This window comes from Leucobacter sp. UCMA 4100, assembly GCF_027853335.1.
GTDB lineage: Bacteria > Actinomycetota > Actinomycetes > Actinomycetales > Microbacteriaceae > Leucobacter_A.
In genome coordinates, this window is sequence record NZ_JAFEUS010000002.1 from 797,915 (window position 1) to 814,136 (window position 16,222).

General features: G+C 59.8%; 15 protein-coding genes, 1 tRNA gene and 1 riboswitch. Of the genes, 5 read left to right on the top strand and 11 right to left on the bottom strand.

The window, feature by feature from the left end:
* Positions 1 to 179 precede the first annotated feature (179 nt).
* The 10 genes from JSO19_RS03950 to glyA all read right to left on the bottom strand — a co-directional run bounded on the left by JSO19_RS03950 (position 180) and on the right by glyA (position 9,452).
* On the bottom strand, positions 180 to 1,691 hold the full coding sequence (locus tag JSO19_RS03950) for a hypothetical protein (protein WP_270909887.1): 1,512 nt from the start codon (positions 1,689 to 1,691) through the stop codon (positions 180 to 182).
* A 98-nt stretch (positions 1,692 to 1,789) separates the two neighbouring features.
* Entirely contained in the window at positions 1,790 to 2,584 is a 795-nt protein-coding gene (locus JSO19_RS03955) for a DUF2637 domain-containing protein (protein WP_270909889.1), read from the bottom strand.
* Between the two features lie 138 nt (positions 2,585 to 2,722).
* Positions 2,723 to 3,505, bottom strand: a complete 783-nt coding sequence (locus JSO19_RS03960) for a hypothetical protein (protein ID WP_270909890.1) — start codon at positions 3,503 to 3,505, stop codon at positions 2,723 to 2,725.
* Positions 3,498 to 4,511: a ParB N-terminal domain-containing protein gene (locus tag JSO19_RS03965; protein ID WP_270909892.1), complete on the bottom strand. Its 1,014-nt coding sequence runs from the start codon at positions 4,509 to 4,511 to the stop codon at positions 3,498 to 3,500. Before JSO19_RS03965 ends, JSO19_RS03960 begins: the two co-directional genes overlap by 8 nt.
* A gap of 344 nt (positions 4,512 to 4,855) precedes the next feature.
* Positions 4,856 to 5,716: a hypothetical protein gene (locus JSO19_RS03970; protein ID WP_270909893.1), complete on the bottom strand. Its 861-nt coding sequence runs from the start codon at positions 5,714 to 5,716 to the stop codon at positions 4,856 to 4,858.
* A 218-nt stretch (positions 5,717 to 5,934) separates the two neighbouring features.
* Positions 5,935 to 6,168, bottom strand: coding sequence for a hypothetical protein (locus JSO19_RS03975; protein ID WP_270909894.1), 234 nt, complete (start codon positions 6,166 to 6,168; stop codon positions 5,935 to 5,937).
* The gene (locus tag JSO19_RS03980) at positions 6,165 to 6,479 is read right to left on the bottom strand and encodes a hypothetical protein (RefSeq protein ID WP_270909896.1); all 315 of its coding nucleotides are present in this window, start codon (positions 6,477 to 6,479) and stop codon (positions 6,165 to 6,167) included. Before JSO19_RS03980 ends, JSO19_RS03975 begins: the two co-directional genes overlap by 4 nt.
* 661 nt (positions 6,480 to 7,140) lie before the next feature.
* Positions 7,141 to 7,213, bottom strand: a tRNA-Lys gene (locus JSO19_RS03985).
* Between the two features lie 89 nt (positions 7,214 to 7,302).
* Positions 7,303 to 8,184 carry a bifunctional methylenetetrahydrofolate dehydrogenase/methenyltetrahydrofolate cyclohydrolase gene (locus tag JSO19_RS03990; RefSeq protein ID WP_270909897.1) on the bottom strand — a complete coding sequence of 294 codons (882 nt, stop codon included), beginning with the start codon at positions 8,182 to 8,184 and terminating at the stop codon, positions 7,303 to 7,305.
* Between the two features lie 5 nt (positions 8,185 to 8,189).
* A complete protein-coding gene (gene glyA / locus JSO19_RS03995; RefSeq protein WP_270912095.1) occupies positions 8,190 to 9,452 on the bottom strand; it encodes a serine hydroxymethyltransferase in 1,263 nt (420 codons plus the stop codon).
* Positions 9,453 to 9,511: 59 nt separating this feature from the next.
* A riboswitch (ZMP/ZTP riboswitch) is annotated at positions 9,512 to 9,598 on the bottom strand.
* A 68-nt stretch (positions 9,599 to 9,666) separates the two neighbouring features.
* Between glyA and purU the strand changes: the two genes are divergently transcribed.
* From purU to JSO19_RS04020, 5 genes are all read left to right on the top strand, one after another.
* On the top strand, positions 9,667 to 10,575 hold the full coding sequence (purU, locus tag JSO19_RS04000; RefSeq protein ID WP_270909898.1) for a formyltetrahydrofolate deformylase: 909 nt from the start codon (positions 9,667 to 9,669) through the stop codon (positions 10,573 to 10,575).
* Between the two features lie 62 nt (positions 10,576 to 10,637).
* The gene (locus JSO19_RS04005) at positions 10,638 to 11,015 is read left to right on the top strand and encodes a DUF2568 domain-containing protein (protein ID WP_270909899.1); all 378 of its coding nucleotides are present in this window, start codon (positions 10,638 to 10,640) and stop codon (positions 11,013 to 11,015) included.
* Between the two features lie 87 nt (positions 11,016 to 11,102).
* The gene (locus tag JSO19_RS04010) at positions 11,103 to 12,440 is read left to right on the top strand and encodes a M20/M25/M40 family metallo-hydrolase (protein WP_270909900.1); all 1,338 of its coding nucleotides are present in this window, start codon (positions 11,103 to 11,105) and stop codon (positions 12,438 to 12,440) included.
* On the top strand, positions 12,440 to 13,900 hold the full coding sequence (locus JSO19_RS04015; protein ID WP_270909901.1) for an MFS transporter: 1,461 nt from the start codon (positions 12,440 to 12,442) through the stop codon (positions 13,898 to 13,900). Before JSO19_RS04010 ends, JSO19_RS04015 begins: the two co-directional genes overlap by 1 nt.
* A 75-nt stretch (positions 13,901 to 13,975) precedes the next feature.
* Complete coding sequence (locus JSO19_RS04020; RefSeq protein ID WP_270909902.1) at positions 13,976 to 14,365, top strand: NUDIX hydrolase; 390 nt, start codon at positions 13,976 to 13,978, stop codon at positions 14,363 to 14,365.
* A 429-nt stretch (positions 14,366 to 14,794) separates the two neighbouring features.
* Here the strand turns inward: JSO19_RS04020 and JSO19_RS04025 are convergent, their stop codons facing one another.
* Complete coding sequence (locus JSO19_RS04025; protein WP_270909903.1) at positions 14,795 to 16,207, bottom strand: L-serine ammonia-lyase; 1,413 nt, start codon at positions 16,205 to 16,207, stop codon at positions 14,795 to 14,797.
* Between the last annotated feature and the right edge of the window lie 15 nt (positions 16,208 to 16,222).

Consider the following 16,222-nt stretch of genomic DNA (forward strand, 5'->3'; position numbering starts at 1 on the left):
GTGCCACGCTTTCGGCGTTCCCGTCTTGGCAGTTGGCTAGAAGGTGTAGCTTTCACCTTGTATACCTTTCATCTAGATAAACCGACAGAAGATTTCCTGTCCACTTACCAAGACCAAAGGTCCGCGCACTAAGAAAGCCCCGCACATGTCGTGCAGGGCTTTCTTAGTTGGTCATTTACCTACCATTCAATGTCACCGTTCGGAATCCAGTTCTTGCAAGTAATGCCACCAGTTGTGTAGGTACTCCCACCCCAGTAGGTATTCGGAGGTTGTGGAGGGCAAGTTGCCACTGGAGGTGGTGGCGGAGGTGTGCCTCCCCCACCACCGGCGTTACCGCCACCGGCGGGAGGCTTAACGCCACCCCCACCGCCGCCACCGCCAGTAGCTGGGGGAACGTATCCACCGCCACCACCGCCTGAGCTACCTCCACCTGACCAGCCGCCACCGCCGCCGGTCGAGCCGCCGCCCCAAGTAGAGCCGCCACCGCCACCCCAGGTGTTACCACCGGCGTAGCCGTTACCGCCACCACCGTAGTTCGGTGCAGCAGGAGTCGGAACCCAGGTGCCGGTCGAAGGGTCTTGGTATTCAGCTGCTCCAGCCGCTGCGGCCGCTGCCGCTGCTTCTACCGCTACCTTTTCGTCGTGCGACTTCTTGTATGCGTCGATGTCGTTAATGAACTTCACGAACTGCTCACGAAGATCGATCGACAGTTCGAGCTGAACCGCGTCAGTGGGCTCGTGCTTGTAGGTGAACTCATCGAAGATGGTCGGTTCAGGCTGTTCTTCCTTCTCGTCCTTCTTCTTGGTGTCCTTCTTGTCGGACTTGTCGTCCTTCTCCGGCTTGGCAAGCTCGCCAGACTGGTACTGCCCCAGCACTTCCTGGAACTTCTTGGTAGTTGCGCTCAGCGCCTTCTTGGTCTTGTCATCGGCCTTGTCCCAGCCCTTGATGAAATCATTGACGTTCTTCAGCGCCTCTTCAGCAGGTTTCTCAAGAAGAGCAGCGTCAGCGATAACCCGAGCATCGAGTTCATCGAGTTGAGCCTCGTAGCCCTTGATCGCCTCGCCCAGTTCATCGACCGTCTTTTGGTTTGACTCAACAGCCTTTTCAGCTTCAGCGATCTGCGCGTCAGTGGGGCGAGCATCAAGCTGGGTCGAGGACTTCGGTGGGACAACGGTTTCGGGAGACGCAAACGTGACCTTCTTGTCCTCCTTGAACTGCTTGTTCAGTTCATCGAAGAGAACGTTGACATCGTTTGTGACAAAGGGGTGCTTCTGCTCGTCAGACTTGTCATCCGACTTCTCAGCACCCGCCTTCTCGTCAGACTTCTTGCCCTTGTCGGGCTTCTCCTCAGTGTAGGTGTAGTGCTCGTTGAGTTCCTTCACCGCTTTGACGACCGGTTCAAGGGTGTCCTTCTTGATCAGCTTGTCGCTGGTCTTGGAGAGCGTCGTGATCTGCTTGACGTGAGAGCCCTCGAACTTCTTGGTGCCGTCAACCGTGAGGTAAGTCAGTTCCGTAAGCGTTTGATTCAGGGCGTCCGCTTCGACTGCAAGCTCCTGTGCCTGCTCGACGTTCTCATCGTAAGCCTTCGTGCGGTTCGAGTCGGTGATCGCCCAGGCCGACCAACCGCCACCACCGAGTACCAGGGCGGCTGCCGCGAAACTCGCAACGAGTTTCTTGCCTTTGGTATTCATGATCCCTTTTCCCTGGGGCCGTTTCTCGACTTGCGTTTGCATATTACTAGTCCTGCTCTTCCCTTCGATAACCGTCGTGCCACTCCCCCAGTTCTAGACTAGGCGCGACTACCGACAAGATGAATTCCTTCGTTGAGTACATTGTTCTGTTCCATCTTCTGCATGAACCGTTGGCCTGTTTTCGCAGATTTCCCACCCAGCCATTCACCGACTACTTTTCCGGTAGGGCGAGTTCCGTTCGTTTCGATGAACTCAAGTACAAGCGTCTCGACTTCCTCATCTGTTTTCTCTTCAGCTAACGGCAATGGCCTCAGCACAGTGATTTCACCACCTGGTGTTTCTGCCTTCACTTCAGTTGAGTCAGCTGCCGACTCCAACGTCGGTAACGGCTGCTTAGAGGCTGGTTCGGCGGCTTTAGCTTGTACAGGTGGTCGGGCAGGAGCAAGATGCTGTTTTTCACGAATCGTGGAAAGCTTCTGCCGTTCCTTCTCATCGGGAATGAGTTTCATCACCAAGTGAGTAATCACAAGCAACGTAGCCGACGGCACTGCACCGATGAGTGACGCGGCCCAAGGCGTTGTAAGGGCCATGTCTGCGGTTTGTTGTGCATGGTTAGCGTTCGCGAGAACTGATACCAAAGAGAGCACGATAAACGCCAAGTACGCAAGCCACCTACCGTCAATCCCTTTGAGTCGAAATTGTGCTGCCACGATCATCGAAGCGATCATGCCCACATCGACAACCACTGGGAAAACCTCTGGAAATGGGAGGCCGTTCACTCGCGCAACATCAATGAGTGTGGCGAAAGTGATCATCATTGCGGCAAGCCCGACAATGAGAAGCGGTAACCCGAGAGTCAAGAGCGTCGCCCACGTGCGGACTGGCTTCTTCATGATTCATTTCCTTCCTCAGCTGCCGTGGACGCGGGAAGAACCCCTGCTACCGTTACGGTGACAACGACGAATGATAAGAGCAAAGGGATTCCTGCAAGGAGCGTCATCGCCATGGGGTACATTTCGAAGTCAGTCATGTTAGATTCCCTTCCCTAAAAATCGTGAACCGTCAGTACGGGCCGCGATAATTTTTTGGTAGTAACGCAGCGCCCGGTAATGAGAGGGCGAGTCTTCTGGTTTGAACTCCTCATCAAGCAAGAACTGCCCCATGAGGCTCGTTTCTGCCCGATTAGGCCGCCCACCCCAGGTGATGTTCATCACAGCCGAAACCTGAGCTTCATTAAAGCTTGGGCAATATTTCGCCGCAGCTTGCCGCTCGAAGTGCTCATAGGAGAGCCTCTGCGGCGGATTTACCGCAAGAAAAGCGACCAGATCACCAAGTTGTCCGTGTAGTTTCTTTGGGGTCCGAGGCAGCAGCACTTCCAGGCAAAGCTCAACAACTTCACCAATGTCAGTAAGCCCAGAATCAAATTCCGTTATCTCATAGGCTTCACTATCTGGTAACAGTTCAGGTATTTCAAGTTGGTTGCCCCGCACCCCAAATTCCTTTGGGAGCCACGAACGAAATGCGCAACGGCCAAGGTACGCGAAAGGGTTATCCGCTTCTGCCACATAGTCTGCAACATAGCGATCAGGATCCAGCTCTTCGAGGAGGTTCACGACCAACATGTTTACCGCTTCATCGGGCTCAAAAGAATACCCCCAACGCCGGGCTCGCTTCACGAGCCCCTCTGCATGGTTTAGGTGCAGTTGCTCGAGAAGAGCCACGAACTCCGATGAATCGCGGAAATCTGCCTGCGGCAAGAGGGCAAACGCTTCGCGTTGACGAGCAACTGGCCAAGTCTCAACAGTTTCAAGCATCAGTCCCACCACCATTGAGTAAACGTAGGCTCTCCTCAGCAAGCTGACGAGAGACTTCGCTCCCAAGCCTGCGCAGGCTCTCTCCTGGGTCTCCGGGGGTGTGTTTAACTTCGATAACCATCAGTTGCATCAGGGCCTTTGTCAGAGCCTTCCGACTTCCTCGCAGGTCTTCCAATGCGAGCTGCGATTCAGATGCAGCCTCAGAAATTTCACTTCCCCAATCGCCAGCGAGTTTGATCGAGAGGCCCGTAGTCTGCTCGACAAGCGACGAGAGTCGTTTGTCGAGGAACTTCTCACGAGCTTCGTCAGGACTCAGCGCGGTGGTCTTGATTCGTGACTGAAGCGCGAGAAGGCTCTTGTGAACGGGATTCACTGCCGCACCGGGGCGGTTGAGCTTTTTCAGTCCGCTGAGAGCAGCTTCACGGAGTTCGGGATTATCCGATTGAGCCGCTTCCTTGATGTCCTTGATTTTGTTGAGCGTGTCAATCGATAATCCAACCGATTCCTTCGCTGCAGTAGCTTTTGATACTGATGGTTCAGCAACCTTATTGGAATTTCCAATAAGGTTTGCTGCATTCCCGTTGCCCAGCCCAAGCTCACGAGCACCCTCAGTCTTCCGAGCTGTCGCTTTTCTTTCGTGTTCGGGTTCGTAGAATGACTGCCACGCATCGTGCAGTTCAAGCATCGTGAATTCGAGCCTCAACCGGTTAGCTTCGACCTCAATTACACGACGGTCTTGCTCGTTAACCCCGTTAACGACGAGAGCGGAAATGTGCTCCCAACCTGAACGCTTTGCTGCTTCAAGGCGGTGTGCTCCATCAGCAAGCCGGAAGTCCTGGTCGACAACGATTGGCTGAAGTTGCAGCTGTCCGCCGAGGTCTTTAAACGAGCGCATGATTGCCTGAACATGTTCCTCGTTCAGATCGCGTAACCGCTGTTCCACGATCACGCTTTCGATAGGCAATGTCTGCCAGTCCTGCTTAATATCCTTGCTGATGATACTCATGAGAACACTCCAATTCGGTTTAACTCTTTGGCGACCATTGCAGGCGTGTCCCCCCGGACCCACAAAGCTGCCGATGCTTCTTCACTGTGCTCCACACAAAGGTGAGAGCGGTTTGGATTAGTGCGGCAAGTGCATCGCGATGCCCTTACCGCATGCTCAGGGCAGTACGCCCGAAGTTGGTTCAAAAGGACGAGAGCCCACCCTTTATCGATCAGCTTCACCAGGTCGGTGAGCTGCTCCTCCCACGTAACTTCACTGCTCTGTGGCATGGTGTGAAGTTTGTTGCGGCAGCTACGCACTTCGCAGCGGTAACCGATCATTTTCTTCTCGATGATGCGCCCCATTTAGACGTTCACCTCCGTGACATCGTGCTGATCTTGGAAAGCCGCAAAGGCAGAATCAATGCTTCGTCGGCTGATGTTGCAGTGCGAGCGAACACACCATGCTCGGTCGTGTTCTGCCCAGACTGTCGGCCCCCAGTCATGGTCACCGGCTTCACACAAGTCACGCTCATGATGGATAAGGTGACCTGCTACCGGCTGCACCGTTGCTGACTCTGGACGGGGCTGGTACACACCGGGCTGTGGCTGACCCTGAACCCACTTGAAGGGGTTCTTCGCAATTGAAGAAGCGATGTAGTCTGCGGGACGAGCAACTGGGCTCTTCGATTTGAGTAGCGTGTCCTTCACTGCAGAAACCACGTCGATATTTTCGAGATCGACCCGACCGTTGACGGCAGCTGAGATTGCTTCGAAAGTGAGCCCGAGACCAGGAACCATTCGTTCCAGCTCGGCGTTGATCGAAACTCGTTCATTCGTCGCGCGCTGGTTGGTCTGGTGAGGTTGGTTATTTAATAAACCTTTACCTAACCTAACCTGGTTTTCTCTTCCTATTAAGGACTCTTGATTTTCAAGACTGGCTCCAGGCCACTCTTGATTTTCTCGACTGGCTCTGACCTGGGGTTTTCCAGGCCACTCTTGATTTTCAAGAGTGGGTTTTGGGGCCACTCTTGATTTTCTCGACTGGCTCTCGTTCACCAGATAATCCATGATTTCGGGATGCTCATCTGCATCTAAAATCGCTTCTTCAGCGTCGATGTAAACGCCCGGTTCTGGGTCTTGAAGCACGAGCCTAAATCGCCTCTGGCCTTTGCGCTGCCCTTCTGCGTAGCGGTCACGAATCTCGATTAAGAAGCCCGCTTCCATGAGCTTTCGCTTAGCACTTCGCCACGCAGATTCCCCAAGACCGAGGTCCGCCTGTGCTTCTGTCTGAGTGACTCGATGGTTTTGGTCATGAGACAGCAGGTACAAGAGGATGCTTAGAGGGTTTCCCGTCAGTCGCGAGTCCCGAACCCACCAATTCCGGTGGGTTCCAAATTCCTGTTCGAAAGTAAGCCGTGGACGAATGATTGGCATATCTGCATTCACAGCAGCGCCTCCCCCACTGGGTTAATGCCGGCCATGCCGAGATACCCGGCGACTGCGAGGAACACACCAGTCAAGTAATAAAGCGTGACCGGTTTCCGTTCGGAATTTGGCCTCTGGTTCTGAATGCTTCGTTCCAGAGCAGAAGCGGTGATAAGTACGCCAGCGATGCCCGAGATCAATCCAACGACAGCAAGTACAGTCACAACCGGAAGATTTAATGGAGCGATCACGGGAGAACATTCCCTTCCCGCAGGAAGTCAATCGCGATGTCATGCATCTGCAGCGTGGCATACGCCGCGACCATAACAATGCCGATCAGTGTGAAAAACACTGTCCCGCCTGCAAGCCTCTTCGTGCCCAATGGAGCAAGTGCTGCAACTTTCCCTGCAAGCACCAACGAGGCGATACCGAGTACCACCAGAATGATGACGCCGAACTGTGCTGCAATACTCCCCACCGCTTGGACAAGCGATTGTGGGAGGATTGAAGCCTCGAACGCAGGTGCAACTGCGCGCGAGAATATGTCTATTGGATGAGACATAAAATATCCTTTCTTGGATAGGAACCCTCGGAGCTGGAACTCCGGGGGTTCTTTTTTACGCGTCGACGAAAGATTCTTCGAGCGCAGACATGATTAGTCCGTAATCGTCTACGTGCATGGGTGTCACCCCTCGAAACCTGCGCCTGACCCACTGAAAGCTCTTACCGATCTTTCGAGCGACCCACGCGTAATCACGTTCCTCACGCTCCAAGAGCGCGGTAAGTTCCGCTATTGCTTCATCGTTTGTTCGTGCCATGTTCAAACACTAACACAAATGGAACGTTTCCGTTCCGCTGGAACATTTGCCCCTGGGAGTCTTTCAACGTCACAACTTCTTGCATCAGGAACCATTTAGAATAAAAACATGGGAGAACTACAGCTAGAACACACAATTGATGAAATCATTGGCTATCGCATCAACCATCTTCTTTTCATCAACCGGGCAACCCGCAGAAGCGTTGCCTTACAATTAGGCATTTCTCATACCGCCGTAAACAACAAACTAAACGGCGTAAGTAAATGGAGCGCCGAGGAGGTATTTCTCCTCAGTGCAGCTTTCAAAACCCCGGTTGGCTACTTCTACGGTGAAGGAGCTTTGGAAAATGCATTGCCGCTGGACGAAGAAACCCCCGGTTCCGAAGAACCAGGGGTTTCTCTGATGTGGGCCCAGCCGGGCTCGAACCGGCGACCCGCGGATTAAAAGTCCGATGCTCTACCTACTGAGCTATAGGCCCACCGAGTATCTTACAGGCTCCCGCCGCTCAGCAAAAACCGAGTGTGCATTCGGCGCGGTGAGCGGCGAGAGATCCACTGATAATAACGCTTAGGCCGTCTGGCGCTCGGCCATCTCGACGACGTTCTTGAGCAGCAGAGCACGCGTCATCGGGCCAACGCCACCGGGGTTCGGCGAGACCCAACCGGCAACCTCAGCGACCTCTGGCGCGACATCGCCAACCACGCGGCTCTTGCCGGTCTCGGGATCAACGCGGCGCGATACGCCAACATCAAGCACGATCGCACCGGGTTTCACGTTTTCGGCGCGCACGATGCCCTCGGCACCTGCGGCTGCGACGATCACGTCGGCCGCGCGCAAGAGCTCTGGCAGGTTCGTCGTGCCGGTGTGCGTGAGGGTCACGGTGGCGTTGTACTCGCGGCGGGTCAGCAGCGGGCCGATCGGGCGGCCGACCGTGATGCCACGGCCCACCACGACGACGTTCTTGCCAGCCCAGCTGATGCCGTTGCGCTCAACGAGTTCGATCACACCGCGCGGCGTGCAGGGCAGCGGCGAGGTGATCTCGGTGTTGGCGTTGAGCACGAGGCGCCCGAGGTTAGTCGGGTGCAGGCCGTCGGCGTCTTTTTCAGGGTCGATGCGCTCGAGCACGCGGTCAGTGTCGATGTGCTTCGGCAGCGGCAGCTGCACGATGTACCCGGTGCACGAAGGGTCAGCGTTGAGCTCGTCAATGACGGCCTCAAGCTGCTCCTGCGTGACGTTCTCGGGCAGATCTTTGCGGATCGACGAGATACCCACCTCGGCACAGTCGCGATGCTTGCCCGCGACGTACCACTGAGACCCCGGGTCTTCGCCAACCAAGACGGTGGCGAGCCCCGGGGTGACTCCGCGTTCGGCGAGCGCCGCAACCCTGTCGGTAAGTTCGTGCTTGATCGCTGCTGCTGCAGCCGTTCCGTTGAGCAGGTTTGCGCTCACGCGGGCTACCAGTTCTCGAGGCCGGTGTAGAGCGGGAACGCCTCGACGAGCTTCTGCACGCGGGCAGCGAGCGCCGCCTTGTCAGCGCCCGGCTTGAGCGCCTCAGCGATGATGTCGGCAACCTCGGTGAACTCGGCATCGCCGAAGCCGCGGGTCGCGAGGGCAGGGGTGCCGATGCGCAAACCGCTGGTCACCATTGGTGGGCGCGGATCGAAGGGCACCGAGTTACGGTTCACGGTGATGCCGACCTCGTGCAGCGCATCTTCTGCCTGTTGGCCGTCCATCTCTGAGTTGCGCAGGTCGACGAGCACGAGGTGCACATCGGTACCACCGGTGAGCAGATCGACACCGGCCTGCTTCATGTCGGGCTGGCTCAGGCGATCCGCCAAAATCTTCGCGCCCGACAGGGTGCGCTCCTGACGGTTCTTGAACTCTGGCGATGCGGCGATCTTGAAGGCGGTTGCCTTCGCTGCGATCACGTGCATGAGCGGGCCGCCCTGCTGGCCAGGGAACACGCTCGAGTTAATCTTCTTGAAGAGCTCGAGGTCGTTCGTGAGAATGAAGCCCGAGCGGGGGCCGCCGATGGTCTTGTGCACGGTCGACGAAACAACGTCGGCGTATGGCACAGGGTTCGGGTGCAGACCTGCGGCAACGAGGCCTGCGAAGTGCGCCATGTCGACCCAGAGCGTTGCGCCAACCTCGTCGGCGATGGCGCGGAACTCGGCGAAGTCGAGCTGGCGGGGGTATGCCGACCAGCCGGCGATGATGACCTTGGGCTTGTGCTCGATGGCCTGCTTGCGCACCACGGCCATATCGATGAGCAGCGTCTCGGGGTCAACCTCGTACGAGACGACGTTGTAGAGCTTGCCCGAGAAGTTCAGGGGCATACCGTGCGTGAGGTGGCCGCCATGAGCGAGTTCGAGACCGAGAATGGTGTCGCCGGGCTCAGCGATTGACGAGAGCACCGCGGCGTTAGCCGAGGCACCCGAGTGGGGCTGCACGTTTGCGTACTTCGCACCGTAGAGCTCCTTGGCGCGATCACGCGCGAGGTTCTCGGCAACGTCAACGTATTCGCAACCACCGTAGTAGCGACGGCCGGGGTAACCCTCGGCGTACTTGTTCGTGAGCACAGACCCCTGGCTCTCGAGCACGGCGCGCGGCACGAAGTTCTCGCTCGCGATCATCTCGAGGGTATCGCGCTGGCGACCGAGCTCCTGCTCAAGTACCTTCGCAATTTCTGGGTCTACGACCGAGAGGGCGTCATTCATGAAATCGGGCTGGTTTGACACCAGGTTCCTCCTTATAGTTTTCTCGCAACAATACGAGGTTCACTGACCCAGGCGAGCGGCCTTTATTTCATCGGTGTAGTCGCTCCCCGATGGTATCCATCTATACGCCAGTCACGACCACCACAATCATACCCAAGCGCGCGGGGTGCTGCTATATGCGAGCCGTGTGCCTGCGGTGTCTACAATAGGTCGGGTGAACGCTTCAACCGATGCCCCCCGTCCCGCCGCAGCCCGCTCGCACACCCCAACCGAGTGGGTGCTCACGTTTTCTTGCGTTGACGGTCCGGGTATCGTGCACGACATCAGTGGTGCGGTCGTTCAGGCAAAGGGCAACATTCTCGAGAGCCAGCAGTTTGCGAGCCACGACACCGGCAAGTTTTTCATGCGTCTGCAGGTCGAAGCGACCGAGGCAGCCGACTCGTTTGAAGAGCGCTTTCGCAGTGCTATCACGAAGGTCGCCGACCACTTCGCGATGGATTGGGCCCTCGACGCCGTCGGCCGTCCCGTGCGCACGCTCATTCTCGCGTCGAAGGCAACGCACTGCGTGAACGACCTCCTCTTCCGCAAGCACGGCGGCACCCTTCCCATCGAGGTGCCCCTCGTGCTCGCAAACCACGAGACGCCCCGCGATATCAGCGAGTTCTACGGCGCCCCATTCGAGTCGCGCCCCGTGACCAACGCCGCCGAGAAGCAGGCCTTCGAAGATCGCGTGCGCGAGGTCGTCGCAGAGCACGACATCGAACTCGTGGTGCTCGCCCGCTACATGCAGATCCTGTCGCCCGAGCTCTGCGAGTTTCTCTCGGGCCGCGCCATCAACATTCACCACTCGTTCCTGCCCGGGTTCAAGGGCGCCAACCCGTACCGTCAGGCGCACGAACGCGGGGTCAAGCTCGTGGGCGCGACCGCCCACTACGTGACGACCGACCTTGACGAGGGGCCCATCATCGAGCAAGACGTGGCCCGCGTCGATCACGGCTACTCACCCGAGCAGCTCATGCAGTTGGGCCAGGACGAAGAGGCGCGTACCCTTCGCCGCGCGGTGCAGTGGTTTGCCGAGCGCCGCGTGCTGCTCGACGGCGACCGAACCGTCATCTTCCGCTAGCCCACCGCACCCGGGCCAGCACTCTCAGAATCTACTCCGATGCAAGGGATACACTTCATTTCGTGATCGAATCCGTACCTCAAACTCAGCGCTTACACGCGATCGTGTTCACCACCCGTTCGGTGTGGCACCTCATCGCCGTCATTGCCGTTACCGTATGGGGTTTTACGGCTTGGAATCTGCCCATGCCCGGCATAGCCTTTGGCGTTGGCGCACTCGTGCTCTCAGTACTCCTCTGGGCTCTGTTCCTCTCACCGAGGCCCGCGCTCAAGGGCGTTGACCGCTTCGCCCAGAGCATGATCGAGCTGTTGCTCCTGGCCGTTGCCGTGGCAGCCGCCATCGACATGGGAGTGTCGTGGATCATCGCCGCAGCCTACGGCGTTATCGGCGCCGTGCTCGGCTTCATCGCGGGCTCGCAAGAGTCACACCGCACGGCCTAACACACGCTGCAGGCCTCTCGTCCCGTGGTTTGAGAGGGTATCAACAGCGGTGCCACACGCACCCGTTCCATGCGATAGCGTTATCGCATGGAGAAAGATCTGACCCCAAGGCCCGGTATCGCAGATCGCCTCTCGGCGATGATTCAATTGCCCACGGTCTCGGCAGAACGTGAGACACGTGGCTTTGAACCGTTCGAAGCGTTTGAGGCGCTCATTGCAGAGCTCTACCCGCTCGTGCACGAAAAGCTGAGCCGCGAAAAAATCACCGACCTCGGTCTCCTGTACTTCTGGCAGGGCAGCGACGAATCGCTCGACCCCGCCGTGCTCATGGCGCACTACGACGTGGTTCCGGTCGACGAGAACGACGACTGGACCTACCCGCCCTTCGAGGGGCGCATCACCGACGGCTGGGTGTACGGCCGCGGCGCGCTCGATGACAAGGGCCCGCTCGTCGTTGTTCTCGATGCCGTCGAGAACCTGCTCGCTTCGGGCTTCACGCCGCGCCGCAGCGTCTACCTCTCATTCGGAGGCGACGAAGAGGTGCACGGCAACGCCGCCAAGGTCATCTCACAGGCCCTGCACGAGCGCGGGGTCACCCCATGGCTCGTCATCGACGAGGGCGGCGCGGTCGTCGACCCTCCCCTGCCGTTCCTCAAGGGCGACGCCGCCATGATCGGTGTCGCCGAAAAGGGCATCGCGACGGTTCGCCTCTCGGCGTTCAGCCAGGGCGGTCACGCCTCAACGCCGAAGGGCCTCACCGCGGTGAGCCGGGTAACCCGAGCGGTCAACCGGCTACAGCCAAGCACCTTCGCCTCGCGGGCTCCCGAGGGCGTCATTCGCATGCTTGAGGCGTTCGCTCGCAAGGCGCCCGCGCGCTTCGCAGCCCCGCTTCGCCAGCTCGCGGCGCATCCGAAGGTAGCGGCACGCGTGCTCACCGCTGCGGGCGGCGAGATGCCCGCCATGGTGCGCACCACCATCTCACCGACCATGCTCTCTGGCGGCACCGCCCACAACGTGCTGCCCTCAGCTGCGAGTGCGATCGTCAACCTGCGGATCGCCCTCGGCGAGACCGTCGAGAGCACCGTGCGCCGCGTGCGTGCGCAGGTGCGTGATCCGCTCATCACGGTCGAACTCGTTGAGGGTAGTGACCCGTCGCCAGAGTCGGCCACCGATAACGAGCAGTTTGCGTTGATCGAGCAGGCCATCGGCGTCTCACACCCCGGCACGCAGCCGGTGCCCTACCTCGTTATGGCTGCAACCGACTCACGCTGGTTCCACCGCTTCGCCCCCGCCGTATATCGCTTCGCGCCGCTCAAAATGACCGCGGCGCAACGCGCGACGATCCACGCGGTTGACGAGCAGGTTGAGGTCGCCGAGCTCGAGCGCGGCGAAGTGTTTCACCGATCTCTCATCAAGGGGCTGTAATGCAAAAGTCACGAATCACGCTAGGAGCGCTCGCCGGTGTTGTCGGGTTTCTCGCCTTCGTAGAGTTTACGTCGGGCGTGATTCAGGGCTACTACACCCCCATGCTCACCGATATCGCCAGGCACCTGGGCGTTAATGACGCCGACGTGAACTGGCTCGAGGGCTCGCAGCTCATGCTGTCGGCCCTCGTCGTGCCCGCATTCGCGAAGCTCGGCGACATGGTTGGCCACAAGCGAATGCTCCTGTGGTCGACCGCCATCACCGCGATTGCGACGCTCGCTTTGCCGTTCACAGACTCGTTCTGGCTCTTTCTCGCAGCCTGGGCGCTGCAGGGCGTCTACGTCGTGTGGTTGCCGCTCGAGATCGCCCTCATCTGGTCGCGCACGCGCGGCACCGAGGGGTCGTCGCTGCTCACCGCGAAGGCGGCGGGTCTGCTCGTCGCTGCCCTCGAGGGTGGCGCCATCATCGGAGCGCTCGTGGGTGGCATGCTCATCGATTCGCTGCCGCTCATGTGGGTGCTGCTCATCCCTGGTCTGCTCGTTGTCGCCTGTTTCGTCGTCGTGTTCTTCGGCGTGAAAGAGTCGCCCGTCAAGACCGGCGGCGTGCTCGACTTCCAGGGCCTCGTGCTCATCAGCCTCGCGCTTATCGCGTTCACGGGCGGGCTCAGCCTGCTGCGCCTCAACGGCCCCGATAGTCTCGCGGCCTGGGCCGTGACGCTGCTCGGCGTGCTGCTCATCGTGCCCTTCGTGCTCGTCGAACTGCGCAAGGATGATCCGCTCATTGACGTGCGCATGTTCCGCTCACCGAGCCTCGCCCCCGTGTTCCTCACCGCCGGCCTCTTTGGCGTGAGCGTACTCGGCGCGCAGGCCCCGCTTTCGACCTACGCTCGCACCGACCCGACCGTGTATGGCTACGGGCTCGGCACTGCTGGCTTCGCGACCTCGCTGCTCATCGGCATGTACCTCATCGGCATGATTGTGGGCGCGCTCGTATTCCCGAAGGTTGCGAGGGCGATCACCCCGCGCAACACCCTCATCATCGCGGCCTGCCTCGTCGGCATCGGCTACCTACTCTTCGTGCCGCTGCACTCGAGCTACTTGCAGGTGACGACGAACATGTTCATCGCGGGCATCGGCTCGGGCGCGCTCGTCGCGGCGCTCCCCTCGGCCGCCGCTGCCGCCGCGCCACCCACCCAAACGGGTGTGGCCACCGGCCTCACGAACTCGGTCAAGACCGTCGGCGGCGCGATCGCCTCTGCCATGTTCGGCATCGCCCTCATCAGCGGAACCTCGGGCGGCACCGCAGGCTCCTTCACCGGTTACCTCACCGTGTGGATCATCTGCGGCGTCACCGCCCTCATCGCCGCCGCGCTGCTGCTCTTCGTCCCGAAGACGGCTTTCCAGGACCCGGCGGCGCTGCTCGCCGAGGCCGCTGAGCAGGCCGAGCCCGCCGACCACTAGCCGAGCCTGCCGCCCACCAGCCCAGCCCACCAAGCTGACCCGCCACCCCGGTGGCCCTGCAAAGGAGAACAACTCGTGAGTCAGCGCATCATCGTGAGCGCAGTCGTCATGCACAACGCCGACGGAAACATCCTGCACGTGCGCAAACGCGGCACCTCAAAACTCATGCTGCCAGGAGGCAAACCTGAGCCGGGCGAATCTTTCGCTGCGGCAGCCATGCGCGAGTTTGCTGAAGAACTCGGCGGATCACTCAGCCCTGAGCACCTCACCGAGGTCGGCACCTTCCGTGCTCCCGCCGCAAACGAGGCGGGTTTCGAGGTCGAGGGTCATGTCTTCGCGCACCCCCTCATCGACTTCGCAGGCCCCGACGCCGAGATTGAACACCTCGAGTGGGTCAACCCGGCCCGCCGTGACGACGAGATCGCGGCCATGAGCCAGGCGGTTATGGGCGCGCTCGCGGCGTAGGTGTGCGGCTGGCGCGCTCCCGGTATGGGCGCGTTGCGGGAGCACTCACGGCAGAGGCGTGTGGCTGGCGCACTCTGGGCAGATGCGAGTGTGGTGCCCCGGAGCGGCGCCTTGGCGCCTGAAAAGGGCGGCGGCGCTTTGCGCCGTCTGTTATTCCCTTTCCGCCTGGGCCCTGGGGTGGTGGCACGCTTGCCGCGCCCTAGCCTGGCCTGCCCTGCCCAGCCCTGGCCTGCCTGTATGCCTAGGTTTCCCGGCAGATATGCCTGCCAGACCCATGTTTCAGTCCAGCTGGCCCCTGCACCACGAAATTGTTTGCACTTTTGGGCCAAAAACGGGCGAAAAGCACCGAAAAGTGCAAACAATTTCGCGATTCAAGCTCTCCAGGCCCAAATCCAAGCCATAACCCGGCACCGGAGCCAGCCGGCCCCCTTAACACTCAATAACGTTGACCGCGAGGCCGCCCATCGCCGTTTCCTTGTACTTCGACGACATGTCCTTACCGGTCTCACGCATCGTGATGATGACCTCGTCGAGGGTGACGTGGTGATCACCGTCACCCATGAGGGCCATCTTTGCGGCGTTGATGGCCTTTGATGCGGCGATCGCGTTGCGTTCGATGCACGGGATCTGCACGAGCCCACCGATCGGGTCGCAGGTGAGGCCGAGGTTGTGTTCCATCGCGATCTCGGCCGCATTTTCGACCTGCTGCGGGGATCCGCCGAGTACCTGCGCAAGGCCCGCTGCCGCCATCGATGAGGCTGATCCGACCTCGCCCTGGCAGCCCACCTCGGCACCCGAGATCGAGGCCTGTTCCTTGTACAGCACGCCGACGGCTCCGGCCGCGAGCAAGAAGTCGGCGATCACGGCCTGCTTCTCTTCTTCGTTCCAGGTTCGCGCGCCCGGCGTGTAGTGGGTTGCGTAGAAGAGCACCGCGGGAATGATGCCGGCGGCGCCGTTCGTTGGGGCGGTCACGACACGGCCACCCGTCGCGTTCTCTTCGTTGACGGCGAGGGCAACAAGGTTGACCCATTCCTGCCAGAAGATCGGGTTGCGGTCGGGATCGCTCTCTGAGAGCTTGCGGTGCCATTCCGGGGCGCGGCGACGCACGTTCAGGCCGCCGGGCAGCACGCCGGTGCGCGTGAGCGCCGCGTCCTTGCAGCCCTCCATGACGCGCCAAATGTGGGTGAGGCCCTCGCGCACCTCGGTCTCGTCACGCTTGACGAGCTCGTTGGCGAGCATGACGCTCGCGAAGGTCATGTCGTTGCGTTCGCAGTGCTCGAGCAGCTCAGCCCCGGTGGTAAACGGGAAGGGCTTTTCGTTCACGGCCTCCTCAAGGCGGTCAGCCACGACGTCTTCGGTGCCTTCGCGCACGATAAAGCCGCCGCCTACCGAGAAGTAGGTTTCGTCGAGCAGGGTCTCGCCGCGCTCATCGAAGGCTTTGAAGGTCATGCCGTTCGTGTGAAAAGGCAGCACGGTGAGCGGCCTCTGCGTCATGTCTTCGATGCGAAAGTCAATGAGTGTCGGTGCTGGGGCGACCCTGTCGCCGAGCCGTACAACCCCGGTCTGCTGCATGCGTTCGAGGGCGACTTCGACCTCGTCGGGTAGCACGGTATCGGGGGCGTAGCCTTCAAGTCCGAGCATCACGGCGGTGAAGGTGCCGTGGCCCGCGCCGGTTGCGGCAAGTGAGCCGTACAAGTCAACGGCGATTGCTGTGGTGGTTTCGAGAGCGCCTTTGCTCTCAAGGTGCTGAGCGAACGTTTGCGCTGCTCGCATCGGGCCTACCGTGTGAGAGCTGGATGGGCCGATGCCCACTTTAAAAAGGTCAAACACGCTAACTGCCATGGTCCCTCACCTCGC

Excerpts from the sequence above, each read along its gene's own strand:
- JSO19_RS03950 (WP_270909887.1), bottom strand. The coding sequence starts at position 1,691 with ATGAATACCAAAGGCAAGAAACTCGTTGCGAGTTTCGCGGCAGCCGCC.
- JSO19_RS03955 (WP_270909889.1), bottom strand. The coding sequence starts at position 2,584 with ATGAAGAAGCCAGTCCGCACGTGGGCGACGCTCTTGACTCTCGGGTTA.
- JSO19_RS03960 (WP_270909890.1), bottom strand. The coding sequence starts at position 3,505 with ATGCTTGAAACTGTTGAGACTTGGCCAGTTGCTCGTCAACGCGAAGCG.
- JSO19_RS03965 (WP_270909892.1), bottom strand. The coding sequence starts at position 4,511 with ATGAGTATCATCAGCAAGGATATTAAGCAGGACTGGCAGACATTGCCT.
- JSO19_RS03970 (WP_270909893.1), bottom strand. The coding sequence starts at position 5,716 with ATGGAAGCGGGCTTCTTAATCGAGATTCGTGACCGCTACGCAGAAGGG.
- JSO19_RS03980 (WP_270909896.1), bottom strand. The coding sequence starts at position 6,479 with ATGTCTCATCCAATAGACATATTCTCGCGCGCAGTTGCACCTGCGTTC.
- glyA (WP_270912095.1), bottom strand. The coding sequence starts at position 9,452 with ATGAATGACGCCCTCTCGGTCGTAGACCCAGAAATTGCGAAGGTACTT.
- JSO19_RS04010 (WP_270909900.1), top strand. The coding sequence starts at position 11,103 with ATGGAGAAAGATCTGACCCCAAGGCCCGGTATCGCAGATCGCCTCTCG.
- JSO19_RS04015 (WP_270909901.1), top strand. The coding sequence starts at position 12,440 with ATGCAAAAGTCACGAATCACGCTAGGAGCGCTCGCCGGTGTTGTCGGG.
- JSO19_RS04025 (WP_270909903.1), bottom strand. The coding sequence starts at position 16,207 with ATGGCAGTTAGCGTGTTTGACCTTTTTAAAGTGGGCATCGGCCCATCC.